Raw genomic sequence first — 17551 nt, 5'->3', positions numbered from 1 at the left:
TCAGTCTCCGAGGTTACTGCTCCAGCCCAACTTAGTACGACAGATCTCGTAAAAGTTATGACCTTTCGGATGGATCAGCTTCAACTTGTGCGCCTTTTTACGAATGGTAATGCTGTCACCCGGTGCACAAGGAATGTGTGTCTGGCCATCGCAACTGATCGTTGGGTACAGCCCCTGGCTTGCATCCACAACAATTTTCACTTCTGCCTTACCGTCGACCACGATAGGTCTGCTCGACAGTGTGTGCGGGAACATCGGCACGAGAACCAGGGCATCAAGGCGCGGATGCATGATGGGGCCGCCTCCAGACAAAGCATAGGCGGTAGATCCGGTCGGCGTTGAAACAATCAGGCCGTCAGAACGCAGGTGGTAAACAAATTGTCCTTCGATGTAGAGATCAAAAGCAATCATCCGGGCGGACTTACCCGGGTGCAGAACCACGTCATTAAGACCTGTCGCAGAGCCAATCGGGTTCCCATCCCGCTTGATTTCAGCATCAAGAAGAAAGCGTCGTTCTTCTATATATTCACCATCAAGAACTGCCTGAACCGCTTCACACATTTCATCGTCCGGGCTGATATCAGTCAGAAACCCGAGGCGACCACGGTTAATCCCAAGAACAGGTGTATTAAATTTAGCAAGTGCCCGTGCAGCACCGAGAAGGCTGCCATCACCGCCCACTACGATCACCAGATCACAGATCTCGCCCAGCATATTCACGTTACTGACCTGCATTCCGTGACCAGGCATCACCTCCGCGATACGGTCGTCCAGAATGGTGTGATACCCCTCGTCGAGCAGATAACGCGACAAACGACGGATAGTATCTATCACTTTATTACTGTTCAGTCGGCCGATCAGACCGATATTGCGGAACTCTTCCATCAGAAAACTGGTAACCTCAACAAATCACGGGCTGCAGTCACCATCCTGCTGCAGCGTCTTTTTATATACTATACCGCAGAACACCAGGCTTGACCCCATGGCGACCACCCCGGAAGCATTCTTCGACATTCAGGATAAAAACAAACGCGATCTGCTCTGGAGCATCTTTGGTCCGTCTCTCCTGAGCAGCAGCGTAACACCGCCGCTAACCGAAATATTGCCAGAGCTGTGCGAAAGCCGTTTGAAAGGGACCACTCTGTCACCCGACTTTCAAAGCCCGCGCCTTGGTTTTCGTTTCGAGCAACTGTGGCAATCCGCACTGAACAGTTGCGAGATTCCGTTCATCGCTAACCAGCAGATTACCGACGAAGGCAGAACCCTCGGCGAACTGGATCTGCTGATTCCGCGCGGACAAAGCACCCTGCACATTGAGCTTGCACTCAAATTCTACCTTGGCGTCGAGGATGACTGGGTCGGCCCGAATCGCCGGGATCTTCTCAGCCGTAAAATACAGCACACCTTCGATCACCAGTTACCACTGGCTCAGAACCCAGTCGCTCTGAGTGAAATCAAGCAGCTTGCCCCTGCCCCCGTGCAATCTTTCGCCATTATGCGTGGCTGCCTGTTTGCGCCAGCGCATGATGTATCGGCAGCACCTTTGCCCGTCGAAATCAGCCCAGACCACTGGTCGGGCTACTGGTGCCCGATTGAGCAGGCTCACTACTTACCCGAAGGACACTGGTACGTTTTATCAAAACAGGATTGGCTAAGCCCGGTATTCTCTTCGTTTGCGATCACGCGGGATGAGCTTCTGAAATACCTCACCTGTGCTTATCAATATCTGAGCATCCCTCTTGCGATTGCCCGGATGGAGAAGCTCCAGAACGGTTGGGGAGAAACTGAACGTTGGATGATGGTCGCGCCTGACTGGCACAGTTAACCCCCAAACGATACATCTATAACGTTGAGTACCTAAGACCCGATACACCGCGGCGACCTTGCAGTCCGCCACTATGAACCAGCAGGCTGCGTCTTGGCTCAGTATCCTGTGCCATGAGCCAGGCCGCGAGCAGACGTACGGTATAGACAGGGTCAAGCATCAGGCCCGCCCGGTCTGCATCGGCAATCAGTTCCCTGAGCGCCGGAGATAATTTACCGAATCGCAGGTTTTCTGGCTGGTGCGCAAAACGTATCTCAGGCAGGTAGGAGGCCGCCTTTAACTGTGCCTCAAGCGCTCCCTGATCCTGGACGGCATTGACGACCACTAAGGTCTGATCAGATCTCAACTGCTCAGCAATTCCCTGCGCCGTCGTCCCTGTGCCCGCCGCAACCCAGACTTCGTCGTAGGGCTCGAACAGCGACGCAAGCAGGCCGAATCCCTCCCAGCCTTCTGGACCGTCGCCCCCCTCGGGAATCACCCAGGCATCTGACTCAACCGCCAGTTGAGTCCTCCACACTTTGTCGTAACGCATAGCGTATTGATCACGGCCGCAGAAGCGTATTCTCATGCCAGCATCGATGCAGTCCTGCAAGGTGGGCGTCAGAGGCTGTTCGGGGTAGCCCAACACCCAGGCCTCCACTGGGATGTTGAGCCGTTGTGCGGCAAATGCTAACGCATGCAGATGATTAGACCAGCGGCCGCCAAAGCTGATCAGGGATGACCTTCCCGATTCTTCCCACGCCTGGAGGTGTCCGAGCAGTTTAAAGACTTTATTACCGGACATCAGAGGATCAATCTGCTCAAGGTGCAGGCATTCAAAATCAAGGCCTCGAACGTTATGACGTGCAATCAGTCCAGAACCCATACTCAGGTCGGTAGTAGGCAGCAAGCGTTCGAGCAAATGAGTGAAATCAGACACAGCGGAAGAGCAGATAAATTTTGCAGAGAGTAGAGGTAACTAAGATGCCAGATGTAATCCTCGCTGTCATGCTACCTCGCACAGCGGAGGCTCAATCTCACTTCAGTAGCGTTTTTTGACTGCGCCAGGATCGCTGGACATGCCAAACTCATTCGTTTCTGAGGCCACTTCTTTCGATAGCGCTTTGGACAGATTGTCGTTCGGACCCTCGGGCTCGTCGAGGACCTCATTTTTCTCACCGCGATAGAGCGCAGCCGTTTTCTCGGCAATGGCCTTCACCCTCTGGTTTTTCTCCGGAAACTGAATATCAAATTCGATCAGGAGTTTACGCGCAGCTTTGTAATAGTTGGCCGCAGTCACTATATCACCACGCCCAGCAGCAACATCGCCCTGAGCGGTGTATGTATCTACCTCGCGCTCCAGCAGGGTCATCTTTAGGTAACGCCGATACTCGACCATGGCCGTCTCGGAAATCTGCTTCTTCTTTGCCATAAAGGCCAGCGCTTTGAGCACTGCCGAGAATTGCCGGCGGCCGTATTTCAGCTCGCGGTCGCTCTTCAGAACACGGCGACAAGGGCCATCAGCCTTAATTTTCTGTTCGTAAGGTTCCGCATCAAACTGCCCTGCACCAGCATCAGTCCCAGCCTGGCTTGCCGCCAGCGCGTACAGCTCTTTCACCCGTTCCAGCACGGCCGACTGAATGTCGCGGTGACTGTCGACCAGCATCAGGTACTCCAGCGCCTCGAGCAGGTCTCCGGCCTTCTGACGGATCAGTCGCGCCTGATTCTGCTTCGCCTGTTTCTTCTGCAGGTTGCGGTTATAAACAACGGCACCAAGCATGATTAACGTCAGCGGTACAGCGATCGCCAGAACCAGTCCGATTGCCGACATATTTTCCAACTCCGTATGTTTTGTGCTATTCCTGACAACAGGTGGCAAAGTTAAATAATGGGTGTTGATCTACCAAAGTTTAGCAAGTTTCTGACTGTCCGCTGATTTACTGCGCTGATCATGAGACTTGACCTCACCCCATGTTTTGGTTTTAAAGTGTCGCCTAATTGAGCCTGTCCGGCGTCTTCATCAAGCCGGTCAGTGGAATTTCAGGCGCTGGCATCCTCTGCCCGCGCCCTATTAAGGTATCTGAACGGACTATGGGCAAATCACTGGTGATTGTGGAGTCGCCTGCTAAGGCGAAGACGATCAATAAGTATCTCGGCAAAGATTTCATCGTAAAATCCAGTGTCGGCCACATCCGCGACCTGCCCACCTCGGGGGGAGCAACCAAGTCAGATCCGAAAGAACGTGCCCGTCAGGCAGCCCTGACGCGCAAGATGTCCCCGGATGAGAAAGCCGAGTACAAAAAGAAGAAGGCGCATGATCAGTTGATTAACCGGATGGGGATCGATCCGGATAACGACTGGAAAGCCAGCTACGAAGTGCTCCCAGGTAAAGAAAAAGTTGTCGAAGAACTGCAGCGTCTGGCAAAGAATGCCGACCAGATCTATCTCGCAACGGATTTGGACCGCGAAGGGGAAGCCATTGCGTGGCACCTGCGGGAAGTTATCGGCAGCGAATCAAAACCATACCGTCGTGTGGTGTTTAACGAAATCACCAAGAAGGCCATTCAGGCGGCGTTCGAGCAGCCCTCAGAGCTGAACATCAACCGTGTGAATGCACAGCAGGCGCGTCGTTTCCTCGACCGTGTTGTTGGCTTTATGGTTTCCCCTCTGCTGTGGGCAAAAGTCGCCCGCGGCCTGTCTGCGGGGCGTGTTCAGTCCGTTGCCGTTCGCCTGATCGTCGAACGCGAACGTGAAATTCGTGCCTTTATTCCAGAAGAGTACTGGGAAGCCTTTGCCAATCTGAAATCAGACAGTGGTGATGACCTGCGGGCGCAGGTGGTAAAAGCCGCCGGCAAAGAATTCCGCCCGAACAACGAGGCTGATACAACGTCAGCACTGGATATCATCCGCAAAGGGCCGTTCAAGGTCACCAAGCGCGAAGACAAGCCAACCAGTTCCCGCCCTGCGGCACCTTTTATTACATCGACGCTGCAGCAGGCCGCGAGTACCCGCCTGGGCTATAGCGTTAAGAAAACAATGACACTGGCTCAGCGTCTGTATGAAGCCGGTTACATCACCTACATGCGTACGGACTCAACGAACCTCAGTCAGGATGCCGTGGCCAGCGTTCGCGATTACATCAACGACAAACTGGGCGCGGAGTACCTGCCGGATAATCCTCGCCAGTACAGCAGCAAGGAAGGCGCACAGGAAGCGCACGAAGCAATCCGTCCTTCTGATGTCCGCCTGCGTTCCGGAGACCTGTCGTCCATGGAGCCGGACGCCGAGCGCCTGTACGACCTGATCTGGCGCCGCTTTGTTGCCTGTCAGACCAACGATGCCAAATTCACCAGTACTACCGTAACGGTTCACTCTGGTGACTATGAGCTTCGCACGAAAGGACGCGTCATCCGCTTTGACGGTCACCTTAAAGTACTGCCACCTGCTGGCAGCAAGGGCGACGATGATGTTCTGCTCCCTGACGTTCAGGAAGGTGATGTACTCACTCTTGAAGAGCTCGAACCGAAGCAGCACTTCACGAAGCCGGCTCCGCGTTTCTCTGAAGCTGCATTGGTTAAAGAACTCGAGAAGCGTGGCATTGGCCGCCCTTCTACCTATGCTTCGATTATTTCGACCATTCAGGATCGTGGTTATGTCAGTCTGAAAGGCCGACGCTTCTATGCTGAAAAGATGGGCGATATTGTCACCAGTCGTCTGACAGAAAACTTCACCGACCTGATGGACTACAGCTTTACCGCCACAATGGAAGAAAAGCTGGATGAAATCGCCGACGGTGATGCTAACTGGAAGGCGGTACTGAACAACTTCTACAACGACTTCACCGATAAGCTGGAAGAAGCTGGCAGTGAAAATGGCATGCGTCCGAACGATCCTGTCGACACGGACATTGAGTGTCCTACCTGTAGTCGCCATATGCAGATTCGTAATGGTTCTACCGGTGTATTCCTCGGCTGCTCAGGTTACAGCCTGCCACCGAAGGAACGCTGCACCCAGACACTGAACCTGATTCCCGGTGATGAAGTCATCAGCGCTGACGAAGATGACGAGGCAGAAAGCCGCCGCCTGATGGATAAGCGTCGTTGTAAGATCTGTGATGCCGCCATGGAAAGTTACCTGCTGGATGAAAAACGCAAAGTACACATCTGCGGCAATAACCCGGACTGCGAAGGCTTCGAAGTTGAGGAAGGTCAGTTCCGCATCAAAGGTTACGACGGTCCAACGCTCGAGTGCGACAAGTGCGGTTCTGAAATGCAGCTCAAGTCTGGCCGCTTTGGTAAGTACTTTGGCTGCACTAATGACGAGTGTAAGAACACGCGTAAACTGCTGAAAAACGGTGAAGCTGCGCCGCCTAAGATGGACCCGGTCCCGATGCCGGAGCTGCAATGCGAAAAAGTGGAAGATACCTACGTACTACGTGACGGTGCCAGCGGTCTTTTCCTCGCAGCCAGCCAGTTCCCACGCAAACGTGAAACCCGTGCACCACTGGTATCAGAGATCATTCCTCACAAGGATGAGATCGATCCTAAGTACCACTTCCTGATGAGTGCGCCGGAAAAAGACAGCGACGGCAACCCGACCATCATCCGTTATAGCCGTAAGTCCAAAGAACAATACGTGATGACGGAAAGCGAAGGAAAAGCGACCGGCTGGAGCGCAACCTGGGACGGCAAACAGTGGAACATCACTGAAAAGAAAAAGGCGGCCCCGAAAAAAGCAGCCGCCAAGAAGACCACAGCTAAAAAAACAACGGCTAAGAAAACAGCCGCCAAGAAAGCTGCAGAGTAAGTCATAATCAGCAGCAATGGCCAAAGGCGCTACCGAGGCGCCTTAAGCCCCATAAAAAGGCCTTAAATGTGCCCTTTTTTTAATAATTTCTTCTTATATCTTTCACCGTTTTCTCACTGGTAGTCTGAAAGTCTCTGAGTTCAGAGAACTACTTACCTGTTCGCAGGTTTCGGATATCACAAAAGGAAACTTAAAAAATGAAAGGATTTATTGCTCTCTTCGCTCTTGCCATCTCCCTGACCTTCTCTTCAGTTCATGCTGAAGAGCCAAACGGCCCGGTCAATATCAACACGGCTTCCGCTGAAGAGCTCAGCGAATTAAAAGGTGTTGGCAAAACAAAAGCAGAAGCCATCGTTGCTCACCGCAACGAACATGGCGAGTTCAGCAAGGTCGAAGACCTGACACAAGTCAAAGGGATTGGCGAATCGATTCTGAAATCTAACCGCCCATTGCTGAGCCTCGAGTAAAACCTGAAAAATCAGGCAACAAAAAGGAGGCTATAGCCTCCTTTTTATTTTCATTTATATTTTTAACTCAAGCTCTCTGTAGCTTATTCAACGAAAGTGCAACGACCCCACTCGCAACGCACAATACTCAGAGGCTGATCATCACACTCAACGTTATAGATTTCGTAAGGCCACTCTCCTTTAATCAGGCTCACACCTGAGCGGTCGCAACTTTGCTGGTCAGACAGCTTTTCAACAACGTAGAGCGAACGTCCGTAACGCTTACCAGTTGCTGTTTCAACTATGCCTTTGCGCTCACGGTAAGTACCCTGCTCACTCGCAGCGGTAGCCTCCAGACTGGCTAGAGCCTGCTGAATATCCTCTGAGCCTTTAATATCCCACTTGCCTGCCTGATATTCTCCAAGGATCTTCACACACAGAGCTTCTTTATCGGAAGCGCCGTCGAGCTTGTTACGAACCGTCTGCACGGCGCGTTCCTGTACTTCCCAGGTGAGCCCCATGGCGACCCGGGCTCCCGTATCCAGACGGGTATCAGTCACGGTAATCAGGTTGTAAGCGAGACCGAAGTCCGCAGCCTCGACAGCATCACCGTTGCGTTGCCACCAGTCTGCTCGTGCAGTTTCCGCGGCGTAATTAGCGCGACCACTAACCGCAGCGCATTCATAACGCCAGGTATTCATCATGGTATCGGCCTGAAGCGCGTAAAAAATAGCGTCCCCTTTGGGAGAGAATTGGTTACTTGCGCAACCCGTCAAAAAGGCCGCTGCCGCAAAAACAGAAAACAATGCTCTGGTCATTTTGATTCCTTATCTGAAGCGCTGAACAAAGCGCGGACCTCAAGTGCCGTAAACGGCCAGTTAAGTTCTTCGCCCGTTATTTCGTTACGAAGGACCGGTATCCGCAGACCGTAAAGATCTACGCCACCTTCAATATCGGTAATATCTTCAATGTATACGGTCACCGCAAGGCCCTCTGCGCCCTCAGTCACAATTGCAGCAGCCTGATCACACAGGTGGCACTCGGAAGTACCAAGAAGAACGTAGCTCAAGGTTGGTTTACCGAAATAAAAACAGGTAGGAAAGTATACCGCCGCCAGACGTGTAATCCTATCTGGCGACATGTTGGCCGGTTTCTATCCGGCTAGAAGAGAATCAACGATTAAGCAGCTTACTCAGACCATCGTTAAATTGGCGCAATGCGTCCAGCCGAGATTCGTCCGGAGCCAGCGCCTCGAGCATTTTCTGCAAGGTATCTTTTGGCTCAGCAAGCGGTCTCGCGCGATCCAGGGCTTCGGTATAGCTCTTGACGTAGTCGGTAATCATGTTCTGCTGCGACTCAAGGCGCTGCGTTGGTAACGACGGACCAGATTCCCCGTAGGCACGAGAAACGCTCGAGAAGCTTCGCTGGCGCAGCTCCAGGCTCATAGAAGCCAGTTCATTGCCATCAAAGCCTAGCTGCATGGCCTCTTCGAGTGCCGCACCTAGGTCGCCACCGTAAAAAGTCTCGCTCAGTTTACCCACATCGTCGAACAGGGTTTGCAGGGCATTAAGCTCTCCTTCATCCAGATTGCCATCAATCTGCATATCAAACCGGCTGGAAAATGCACTCGCGGTAAGGCTCATTCCCGGCGTAGTCAGGCTGATGCCACCCTCTTTCTGACGAAAATTCACCGTCACCTTGTCACCGTCGCGGGTCACGACCTCAAGCGACAGGCTCTGTGATGATCTGGTGCCAGCAAGAGTAAAACCTGTGGGGGTTGCGCTTTGCGGAGCGTCATCACGCTCAGGGACTTTGGGTGTCAGTAAATCTGGTTTCTCTCCGGCCTCAATCTGCTTCAGCCCTTCGGCAATGAGCGCTTCGCCCTTATCGATATCGGCTGCCAGAGACTCATCAAGGCGACCTAAGTCTTCAAGAATTGCACGCGCTTCACCATAACCTTTAGCGATCCCCTCTCGGGCCGCCTCCAGACGTTCAGCAATGCGTTCCTCGGAGGCTCCTTCTGCGCGAAGGCCTTCCACACTCTGATAGACATGGCGAAGTATATTGGTCGCTGTGACTTCCGGACTTTGCGTAGAAACAGGTTGGACTGACTTGGTATCCGCCACCTCAGCAGGTTTATTGGCCTGAGCCGAACGATTTGCTGCACCTTGCGACTGAGTGGACTCCTGTGGAGACCGCTGGAGATTACCCAGGCTCTTGCCGAAGTTCTGAAAACCCGCACTGGAGAATGATGAAAAAGACGGAATGTTCATAGCAAGCTCCGCTGTAACCGATGAGTGTGACTTCTATATCGGTCAAGGAGCTGCTTTCTTGAGTAGAAACCGCCTGTTCAGCGAATATTTACATTAAGTTGGCGTGTGCTGTCCCGGATGGCGCAGATCAATCAGCTACGACGGCTGTTGCGATACTCAACCGGCGTCTGATTTGTCCAGCGCTTGAAGGCCCGATAGAAGGTACTGGGTTCAGAAAAGCCGGTGAGGTAGACGATCTCATCAATGCTTTCATCGGTACCCGACAACAGGCGCTTGGCCAGGTTGCACCGGTAGTCCGCGAGCAATTGATTAAAGTTGGTCCCTGCCTCAGTCAGACGCGTTCTTAATGTGCGCGGCTTCATGTCCAGACGCCCCGCCACATCATCAAGGTTAACCTGACCTGTCTCAAGAACTTCACCAAAAACCTTGTACACGCGCGAGACGACGTCCTGACGCTCCAGCTTGGCAACGTGCTCACTGGCTAGTTTTTCATGCAGTTGCAGTAACTCAGGTTCGGCATGCAGTGACGGCAGATCCAACAGGCTATCATCAAACCGGATACGGTTCTCGCTGCACCCGAAACGCACATCGCAATCAAAAATACGGCGGTGTTCTTCGCAATTCTCTGGCGCAGGGTGCGTAAATTCAATTGCTGCCGGGCGGAATTGCTCGTCGGTCACATACTCAAAGAAGCGCACCAGCCCAAGAACCATGCATTCATTCAGGTGACGCAGGCCGGTCACTTTGTCACTCGCTGATTCGACTTTTACAGATGCCTGATGGCTATCGATCTCAATACTCGCCTGAGAAGCATCGCTCAACAGACGCTGATAACTCAACGCCCGTTTCAACCCTTCTCCGAAAGTTGGACTCGACAAAAAGAGGTACTGCAACACCTGTCCTTTGTAGACAGGCATGTTTTCGCCGAGGTGAATACCAATGTCCGGGTCACCGGATACGTCCTCCATCACGCTCCAGAAAATAATCTGGGCGTCATGCGGGGTACGCAGATTGCGGTCCTGCAGTACCTCGGGTGTGACACCCAGGCGCTGCCAGACGTCATCAGCATTGATCCCCATCTTCAGCATCGCATGATGCGCCAGTTGGATCATAATGCCGGAGTCGCGCAATTCAGCCATTCCACCAGACATAAGTGTTTGATATTCCAAAAAGAAGAGAGTGCGATTTTGCCAGATACTCGGCCGTCTGCAAGCCTTATTGACCGATCTGACGCAGAACCCGCGTGATTGCGCCAATGGTGAGCTGCTCTGGCCGGCCTACTATCTGGCTTGATATGTGTCAGAAAAGAGTTTTTTCAGGACTTTATTTATGTATCACGCTACCCGTATTGAATTAAAAAAGCTTCCGAGCGTCGCAAATCACACTGTGCGCTCTGCGTTTTCGCGCAACACAAACATCCGCAACCCTGAGTTGCCAAACATGGATGCGGTCATTTACGGCCACGTTCCGAGCAAAAAGAATGTCAAAGACTACGCCAGCATCTGCGGCTTTGACACCAAAAGCGAATTTTTGCCAATCACTTACCCACATGTTGCTGCTTTCAAGCTACACATGGAGCTGATGCTGCACCGTACCTTCCCTCTGGGCATCATGGGTATGGTTCACGTAGCCAATAAGATTACTCAGCACCGCGGTATCAAATTGGGCGAAGCTCTGGACGTTCGTGCGTTCTTTGCCGGCTCCAACCGCACGCACAAGGGTCTGGAAGTCAGCCTTCGTACCGAAATCCGCATCGGCATGGAGCTTGTTTGGGAAGGCCTGAGCACTTATCTGGCGCTGCTGCCAAGCAAAGGTATCGAGAAGAAAGAAGCAGAGCAGTTGCTTCCTGAGAACCCTGAATACAGTGAAAGTGAAACCTGGACGCTGCCATCAAACCTCGGTCTGAAGTACGGCCCGGTTGCCGGTGATCCAAACCCAATTCACTGGGGCGTAATCGCTGCCAAGGCATTCGGCTTCAAACGCCACCTCGCACACGGTATGTGGACCAAAGGACGCGCCGCTGCAAGTGTTCACAAAATGCTGGGGTCCGATGCCGCAGAAATCTACGTTGAATTTAAACGTCCAATTTTCTTGCCGGCAAAAGTAGAGCTGCACTCAGGTAAAAAAGGTCAGGAAATTGATTTTGAAGTGGCAGCGACCCGTAACGACGACGTTCACCTTGCAGGCTACATTAAAGCCCTGTAAACCGAACTTAAGTGCCCGGTCTTGGCCGGGCGCTTAGCTGTCCTCTGCCGCTCAGGCTTCCTCTTCAGCGCTCTCTGCGTTTCCACAAGACAACCACCGCATGGCATCACCAATATTGCCGAAAAGCCTGACGGGATAAGAAGGCGCGTGATAGGAAAGAAACATCGATGTCAGATGTTGCAACATAAAAGAATCACCGATCACTGCGACAGCCTGCGTCGAGGCTTGCACCAGTGGGTTCGAGGCGTATATCTGAACTTCGAAATCAACAGTCAGAACATCCGAAGCGATGATGGCGACAGACTTAGGTGACTTACCTACTCTATGTACACGCTGCTTATAAAGAGTGCGCATTAACTCGAGACTTAAGTGGCTGATCCCGCTCAGGTCATGTACCACAATATCATTTTCAACTCTTATTTCCGGCGCGGCCCCTGCGCCAGTGTCTCGAATTGTCATATTTTAATCAGTTATAAAAAAATGAATGACCTCAACCTATCGTGAAATAGCGAAAATGAAAACCATCCGGATGCACTTTCTCATTATTAAATACCAACTTCGGAAGACAATCTTCAAAACAGGTTAAATAATGCGCTCTGGGGACTGTAAGTTAATCACATCATTGTTATTATGCGGTGTACTGCCGACTGCTGAAACCTGAACAAGTTTTAGTGAGAAGATGGCCCAACAATAACAAGAATGGATATACATCATGCGTATCTCTGCCACACTGACAGCGCTCACTCTGGCATTATCTGGTGTTACAGCCAGTGCTGCTGAACCAGAAAGCTTTGGGGGATTTCTGGGGATGACTGGATCTTACATCCAGACCAGTGACATCGACGAAACAGATTTCGCAGCTAAAATCGTTTTCGGTCCAAACATTACAGAGAATCTGTCTCTGGAGTTCGGCCTGATGGACTTTGGTGAAATGTCATATAAAGACCCTTCACCAATTCTCGTTGAAGATGATCCGACAATCGCCCCACTGCTGAGCGGCGCCAGTCAGGGAGATACCGACCGCAACAGTAACGACAACGGCATTCCGGGTGAAACTATTTACACTGGCCCCGAAAGCTACCAGGCGCGCAGTATCCTGGTGAACCTGCGCTACAACTTTGAGTACACCCAAACACTGGACTTCTTTATCAAAGGCGGCGCCAGTGCATGGATGGCTGATGTCGAGAAAACCCGCATCACATACTATGGTGACGGCACGTATGGCCTTAAGCAAGATGCTGGTAAGAATGAAACATCCGGCGTAGAACTCATCACCGGTGCCGGCCTCCTGTGGAATCCCTGGGCGGGTCTGAATGTTCGCGCAGAGATTGAGTCCACCTCTCTCGACAGCTTTTATATTGAGCCTACCAGCTTCTTTCTATACAGCCTCGGTCTACAGTACGAATTCTGATCAATAGATTGGCGTAACTTGTCTACAAACAATTGATAACCCTTAGGGAACTAAGGGTTTCATTTGATGTCGTATAGGCCGGTTTGTACCTCGCTGCCTACAAAGTGCTACTCGAGGTAACAGGTGACAATTTTTGTCACCCGGTATACCATGCAACGGTTGTCTGCTGTGGGACCAGGAAAGTCCGGCAAAGCAGACGTTGAATAACAACAATCCCAATAATAGTTACCAGCGTATGAACATGGATAAAGGTTACGTCTCAGCAGCGTTAATCCGCCCGGTGATCGAGAACTCAGGTATCCGGTCGATTGATCAGCTGGCCGAGCAGGATGCTGATATACAGCGCGTCGTTAAACAGCTCAAAGATAATGATTGCCGGATTCCGGTTGAAGATGCAGACCATGTCATTGCAAAACTGATCCGTCAGTCAGGCAATGAAGCGCTGTGTGTTCACCCGCCGCACAAGTTTAATACTCAGAGCAGTTGTCAGTTACAGAATCTGTTTCTATGCAGCAATACTCTGCGCGAAGCACTCTACTATATGGAGAAGTTTGCTCCCCTGCTGAGCGATCTCCTCGAAATTAATGTGACGCGTACCCGCGAGGGCACCATCAAGGTGAAGCTGCCTGTCGGCGAATCTGCGTACATGTCTGATCAGCGCCACCGCTCTGAGCTGATGCTCAGTGTTCTGCTCAACTGGATGCGTCAACTGTGCGGTAATCGACTGAATTTGCTTGGCATTAACCTGCCCTATCCTGCAACCCAATATCAGCAGGCTCAGGCGCAGTTATGGAATGCGAAGCTGAATTACAACTCCGGAGAGTGCGCTATCCTGCTTTCTGCAGGGGCACTGGATGAGGGGCTACATAACACCAACCCGCACATCCTTAATATGATGAAACGGGAAGTCGAAGAGCAATACCGTAAACTGGCCCGGTCCGGCTCCCTGGCTGACCGCATTCGCAAAGCCCTGTTGCAAGAGAAGGTTCGTCTGAACGCCAACCAACAGGAAGTAGCGGGATACTTTCATATCAGCGCCCGGACTCTGAACCGACACCTGCACCGCGAGGATACCTCGCTGAAACAGATCGTTACTCAGGTTCGCCTGGAAATGGCGAAGAAGATGCTGACCGACTCGGAAGATCCAATTGAGCAGATTGCTCTCAATATCGGTCTCTCAGGACGCAGAACTCTGGACCGGATATTCATCAAAGAGATGAATATGTCACCGGCTCAATATCGACAGAGATTCCGCCAGAAAGTCGCACTCGTCCACTGATAAAGGGTTGGCGACGGTCCTTTATCAGTGAGTTGTACCGCCTGATCATTCGTCGCGATCAGGCGATTCCAGCCAGACGGATGCGCGTAAGAGCCAGCACTGACAGCACATCCGTGATACGACCATCCTGTGCCATCTGAAACGCCTCCTCAAACGGCAGGCGTCGCACCGTCAGCACTTCGGTTTCTTCCGTGTCACTCGGCCCTTCGGTGAGCCCCCGTGCGACAAACAGCAGACCTTCTTCATCTGTGATGCAGTTACTTAAGTGCACTCGCCCGATTGGCGTAAGTGACTCTGCAATGAGTCCACTTTCTTCACGAAGCTCTCTGAGTGCGCAATCCTCGGCGGACTCTCCCTTAGGAGCGCCGCCCATCGGGATCTCCCAATGATATTCCTGCAGAGGAAACCGGTATTGCCCCACCAGCCAGGTATCCCCGTTATCAGCGATGGGTACAACACCGACCGCTCTGTTTTTAAAACTGACGGTCCCATAGATGCCGGGGTTGCCTGCAGGATTGAGCACGTCATGATGCTCTACCTTAATCCAGGGATTTTCGTAAGCCGTAGTAACGGACTTAGTTTTCCAGGGATTTTCTTCGCTCATAGTATTTCCAACTCTGTGATACTGCAATCCAGACAAGGCCTGCAATTGCACCAAACATATGCGACCTTGCTTCGGTTCTTCCACCCACCATCTCTGAGTTTGCCATGTCATCGTAGAAGCCAGTCTGTTCCCAAATCACTTTGACAACAATAACCAGAACGACAATCAGGCGAACTTTCGGTGAATAATACGGCGATGGAGCAATCGCGACCAACATAGCACCGTGAAGAGCACCGGAGAGGCCAACGTAGTAGTAAAGGTCGTCAGCAAAGATAAATAAGCCGACACCAGTCACCAGACACAGCCAACCCCACGCGAGAAGCTGCAGACGCAGTGATGCCGAGGGTGAAGTGACATAAGCAGCGAGGGCGAGTGCCGCGAGATTGAGGAAGAGATGACCGGAAGAAAGATGCACAAAGTGAGCAGAAAGCAGTCGCCACCACTCTCCCGCTTCAATCGCTACACGGTCAAAACGCAGGTGCTCAGTGGCTGAGACACCAGCACCAAAGACAATAACGGATATAAGCCCGATGCCTATCCATACGGACCGGGCCAGATAGTTTCGCACGAAAAAGCCTCTGAAAAAGAGGCAGTGTATCACCGAACAGGTCGTCTTCTCAGCAGCCCGATACTAAGTACCAGACACAACAAGCCCATTGAGCCACCGCCACCAGATGACGAAGACGAGGAAGAACTGGCCGTCGCTGGAGCGCGCTCAATTGGCTGATCGCTGCTACTGACGAGCAGCTTCACGCTCAGGTCAAAGCTAGCGTCCGCGAAGGCATAATCCAGCCTTTCTTTGACTTTGGTTTTTCCACTGGGAGTCCCCTGAATATCAACCAGGAAGGGGGCATGTTGACCCGAAGGCTCACTAATGATCTGAAGGTAAATAGTATCGACCGGAATTTCAGGCGGAGAATCAAACAGCAGACGATTCCAGCCCTCCTGGACACTGCTCGTCTTCTCCACCAGACGTCCTTCACCCGAATACCGCGAAGCGCTGGTGTAGAGGCCGAATTCAACGGTACCAGAACCATGAGCGTAAAAGTCGATGCCATCAATACTCAGTACATCACTACTCACAGGCACAGTTACCAGCGCATAACCGTCACCACCATAGGCACCCCAGGTTGCGTTCGCCGGAAGTTCGTCATAGCCAATAGCAAAGCCTTTTGGCTTGATACTGGACTGCACGTTCAACTGAGCACGATCGCCTGAGGCGACGGATGTCAGGGTCACTTTACCGCCCGCCAGGGTGACTGACGAAGCGCTCTCAATCATAATACCGCTGCTGTCCGTCGATATATCAGAGCCACTATGGCTGGTTTCCGCGATCACCAACCTTTGCGAATGCCGCGTGGCCAGGCTGGACAGAGCTCCAAAGCCCCGCCAGTCATCAATCTCGGTAATCATCAAGCCCTCTGATGGCAGGCCACTATCAAAACCCTGACGAGTCCTGTTCTCAACCATCAGACGCTTACCATGGCGATAATCGTCCAGGTCGATACGTAACACCTCACCGCCGTCAGTCGCTGAATTCAGAAAGATACCCCCGGTATCCGAAACGCTGTCTGAAAAACCCAGAAATTCCCGCGACCAGCCAATCAGGTGCGCCGGTTTATCGCCCGCGTTACCACCACCGGAATTCCAGATACCAAAGCTCATCAAGCCCCAGCGACCGATCGACTCTCCGAGGCCGATGCTCTCGTATAGGTCAGGCAGATCAAACAGCAGGTGACCGAGTTCATGAGCCATCAGACCAATCGTCGCCATATGTTGCTCGTGCTGCTCGCCAAACATGGTGTATTCAGAAATCCAGACACCGCCGGTGTTTACTGCAGGAACCGAAGACTTGTGGGCCCAGACTCTAGGATGGGTTGTGGCCGAACTCGCGTACGCCTGCTCGAAACCGGCCGCAAGTACAATGACACCCAGCTCCGATGGATCCAGCCAGGAATCACCGTTACGATCATACGAGCTGAGATTAATTTTGCCGCCCAATGCCTGGACCGCCGACGTGACCAGATTACGGCTTTGTGTTCCGTAGGAAGAACCGAAGTCAGGGTGTGCGCTACTGAGTGTCATACGAACTATGCCATCGCCGCTGGTACCGTCTGACTCACTCGCAGGCACTATGCGGAACTGCTGCCCTGATCCTTCAAAGAAATACGATGAAACGCTGTCGCTGGAACCGAAAATTCGTGCCGATATCTCAGCATCACTGTATTCAAAACCCTGATCCGAAAAAGCCACACGAATAACAACCAGCGGCTGTTCGAAGGCACCTCCCTCGTAGCGGTATGGCGTTCGCACAGGAGGATTGGCTTGAGCGCTGACAGTACTGCTCACCTGGCGTGCTTCCTTCTCCTCAGGCTCCTGATAGGATGCTGACCGGCCGAATTCTTCCCCTGTATTTGTGGCGTAACGATTGTTCTGCAGGCGCGCAAGATAATAAATACCCTGCTGTTCGACAAGATAACGCCCGTCCTCAAGCATCATGTAAGGCGCGGAACGAGAGCCTAACAGCATAACCCTGTGGCTATCGCCGTTCAGCAAGTGCAGATCCGCCCACTCCAAAGCAGGCGGAGTCTGAGCATGCCCCAGCTGCCACCCAGTGAGGAACAGACTGAAGAAAATGATTCGAATCATTGAACAGGCCCGGTGAAAACGTCTTCGCTTTAACTCTAGACGTGTCAGGCCACTTTTTCAGGCGGGTGTAACAG

17 protein-coding genes are annotated in these 17551 nt (G+C 52.3%); 6 read left to right on the top strand and 11 right to left on the bottom strand.

Translation table 11 applies throughout. From position 1 onward, the window contains the following. Nucleotides 1-885, bottom strand: a complete 885-nt coding sequence (locus BW941_RS02525) for an NAD(+) kinase (RefSeq protein WP_076514108.1) — start codon at nucleotides 883-885, stop codon at nucleotides 1-3. Nucleotides 886-982: 97 nt separating this feature from the next. On the opposite strand from BW941_RS02525, the gene BW941_RS02520 reads away from it, so the two are divergent. Continuing rightward, entirely contained in the window at nucleotides 983-1825 is an 843-nt protein-coding gene (locus BW941_RS02520; RefSeq protein ID WP_076514107.1) for a DUF1853 family protein, read from the top strand. 16 nt (nucleotides 1826-1841) lie between these two features. Here BW941_RS02520 and BW941_RS02515 read toward each other — a convergent pair whose 3' ends face one another. Next, on the bottom strand, nucleotides 1842-2744 hold the full coding sequence (locus BW941_RS02515; protein WP_139325715.1) for a 1-aminocyclopropane-1-carboxylate deaminase/D-cysteine desulfhydrase: 903 nt from the start codon (nucleotides 2742-2744) through the stop codon (nucleotides 1842-1844). 102 nt (nucleotides 2745-2846) lie between these two features. Further along, nucleotides 2847-3635: a hypothetical protein gene (locus BW941_RS02510; RefSeq protein WP_076514105.1), complete on the bottom strand. Its 789-nt coding sequence runs from the start codon at nucleotides 3633-3635 to the stop codon at nucleotides 2847-2849. Between the two features lie 260 nt (nucleotides 3636-3895). Here BW941_RS02510 and topA point away from each other — a divergent pair, with 260 nt between their 5' ends. Continuing rightward, nucleotides 3896-6610 (top strand): type I DNA topoisomerase, encoded by a 2715-nt coding sequence (gene topA / locus BW941_RS02505; protein ID WP_076514104.1) that lies wholly within the window; start codon nucleotides 3896-3898, stop codon nucleotides 6608-6610. 197 nt (nucleotides 6611-6807) lie between these two features. After that, nucleotides 6808-7077, top strand: coding sequence for a ComEA family DNA-binding protein (locus BW941_RS02500; RefSeq protein ID WP_076514103.1), 270 nt, complete (start codon nucleotides 6808-6810; stop codon nucleotides 7075-7077). Nucleotides 7078-7160: 83 nt separating this feature from the next. On the opposite strand, the gene BW941_RS02495 is transcribed toward BW941_RS02500, so the two are convergent. The 4 genes from BW941_RS02495 to BW941_RS02480 all read right to left on the bottom strand — a co-directional run bounded on the left by BW941_RS02495 (nucleotide 7161) and on the right by BW941_RS02480 (nucleotide 10480). Then, on the bottom strand, nucleotides 7161-7874 hold the full coding sequence (locus tag BW941_RS02495; RefSeq protein ID WP_068442058.1) for a hypothetical protein: 714 nt from the start codon (nucleotides 7872-7874) through the stop codon (nucleotides 7161-7163). Further along, complete coding sequence (locus BW941_RS02490) at nucleotides 7871-8125, bottom strand: glutaredoxin family protein (protein WP_068442127.1); 255 nt, start codon at nucleotides 8123-8125, stop codon at nucleotides 7871-7873. The genes BW941_RS02495 and BW941_RS02490 overlap by 4 nt, the downstream gene beginning before the upstream one ends. A gap of 103 nt (nucleotides 8126-8228) precedes the next feature. Next, a complete protein-coding gene (locus tag BW941_RS02485; protein WP_068442055.1) occupies nucleotides 8229-9329 on the bottom strand; it encodes a DUF5610 domain-containing protein in 1101 nt (366 codons plus the stop codon). Nucleotides 9330-9460: 131 nt separating this feature from the next. Then, entirely contained in the window at nucleotides 9461-10480 is a 1020-nt protein-coding gene (locus tag BW941_RS02480) for an AraC family transcriptional regulator (protein ID WP_245820023.1), read from the bottom strand. A gap of 178 nt (nucleotides 10481-10658) precedes the next feature. Between BW941_RS02480 and BW941_RS02475 the strand changes: the two genes are divergently transcribed. After that, a complete protein-coding gene (locus BW941_RS02475; RefSeq protein ID WP_068442048.1) occupies nucleotides 10659-11534 on the top strand; it encodes a MaoC family dehydratase in 876 nt (291 codons plus the stop codon). Nucleotides 11535-11585: 51 nt separating this feature from the next. On the opposite strand, the gene BW941_RS02470 is transcribed toward BW941_RS02475, so the two are convergent. Next, nucleotides 11586-11993, bottom strand: a complete 408-nt coding sequence (locus tag BW941_RS02470; protein ID WP_076514102.1) for a DUF7793 family protein — start codon at nucleotides 11991-11993, stop codon at nucleotides 11586-11588. Nucleotides 11994-12246: 253 nt separating this feature from the next. Here BW941_RS02470 and BW941_RS02465 point away from each other — a divergent pair, with 253 nt between their 5' ends. Then, complete coding sequence (locus BW941_RS02465) at nucleotides 12247-12945, top strand: hypothetical protein (protein ID WP_076514101.1); 699 nt, start codon at nucleotides 12247-12249, stop codon at nucleotides 12943-12945. A gap of 133 nt (nucleotides 12946-13078) precedes the next feature. Next, nucleotides 13079-14224 (top strand): AraC family transcriptional regulator, encoded by a 1146-nt coding sequence (locus BW941_RS02460; RefSeq protein ID WP_068442040.1) that lies wholly within the window; start codon nucleotides 13079-13081, stop codon nucleotides 14222-14224. A gap of 58 nt (nucleotides 14225-14282) precedes the next feature. Here BW941_RS02460 and BW941_RS02455 read toward each other — a convergent pair whose 3' ends face one another. The 3 genes from BW941_RS02455 to BW941_RS02445 are packed head-to-tail and all read right to left on the bottom strand — an operon-like array spanning nucleotide 14283 to nucleotide 17477. Then, nucleotides 14283-14828 (bottom strand): NUDIX domain-containing protein, encoded by a 546-nt coding sequence (locus BW941_RS02455; protein WP_076514100.1) that lies wholly within the window; start codon nucleotides 14826-14828, stop codon nucleotides 14283-14285. Next, nucleotides 14800-15396: a rhombosortase gene (gene rrtA / locus BW941_RS02450; protein WP_076514099.1), complete on the bottom strand. Its 597-nt coding sequence runs from the start codon at nucleotides 15394-15396 to the stop codon at nucleotides 14800-14802. Before rrtA ends, BW941_RS02455 begins: the two co-directional genes overlap by 29 nt. A 29-nt stretch (nucleotides 15397-15425) precedes the next feature. Next, entirely contained in the window at nucleotides 15426-17477 is a 2052-nt protein-coding gene (locus tag BW941_RS02445; protein ID WP_076514098.1) for a M6 family metalloprotease domain-containing protein, read from the bottom strand. Nucleotides 17478-17551 lie beyond the last annotated feature (74 nt).

This window comes from Thalassolituus maritimus (genome assembly GCF_900156675.1).
Lineage (GTDB): Bacteria > Pseudomonadota > Gammaproteobacteria > Pseudomonadales > Oceanobacteraceae > Thalassolituus > Thalassolituus maritimus.
Note: the sequence above shows the minus strand (reverse complement) of the source record. Positions and strands in the feature narration are given on the sequence as shown.

Coding starts and splice junctions, on each gene's coding strand:
- BW941_RS02445 (WP_076514098.1), bottom strand. CDS start 17,477: ATGATTCGAATCATTTTCTTCAGTCTGTTCCTCACTGGGTGGCAGCTG.
- BW941_RS02455 (WP_076514100.1), bottom strand. CDS start 14,828: ATGAGCGAAGAAAATCCCTGGAAAACTAAGTCCGTTACTACGGCTTAC.
- BW941_RS02495 (WP_068442058.1), bottom strand. CDS start 7,874: ATGACCAGAGCATTGTTTTCTGTTTTTGCGGCAGCGGCCTTTTTGACG.
- BW941_RS02485 (WP_068442055.1), bottom strand. CDS start 9,329: ATGAACATTCCGTCTTTTTCATCATTCTCCAGTGCGGGTTTTCAGAAC.
- BW941_RS02510 (WP_076514105.1), bottom strand. CDS start 3,635: ATGTCGGCAATCGGACTGGTTCTGGCGATCGCTGTACCGCTGACGTTA.
- BW941_RS02475 (WP_068442048.1), top strand. CDS start 10,659: ATGTATCACGCTACCCGTATTGAATTAAAAAAGCTTCCGAGCGTCGCA.
- BW941_RS02480 (WP_245820023.1), bottom strand. CDS start 10,480: ATGTCTGGTGGAATGGCTGAATTGCGCGACTCCGGCATTATGATCCAA.
- BW941_RS02465 (WP_076514101.1), top strand. CDS start 12,247: ATGCGTATCTCTGCCACACTGACAGCGCTCACTCTGGCATTATCTGGT.
- BW941_RS02520 (WP_076514107.1), top strand. CDS start 983: ATGGCGACCACCCCGGAAGCATTCTTCGACATTCAGGATAAAAACAAA.
- BW941_RS02500 (WP_076514103.1), top strand. CDS start 6,808: ATGAAAGGATTTATTGCTCTCTTCGCTCTTGCCATCTCCCTGACCTTC.
- BW941_RS02525 (WP_076514108.1), bottom strand. CDS start 885: ATGGAAGAGTTCCGCAATATCGGTCTGATCGGCCGACTGAACAGTAAT.
- BW941_RS02470 (WP_076514102.1), bottom strand. CDS start 11,993: ATGACAATTCGAGACACTGGCGCAGGGGCCGCGCCGGAAATAAGAGTT.
- topA (WP_076514104.1), top strand. CDS start 3,896: ATGGGCAAATCACTGGTGATTGTGGAGTCGCCTGCTAAGGCGAAGACG.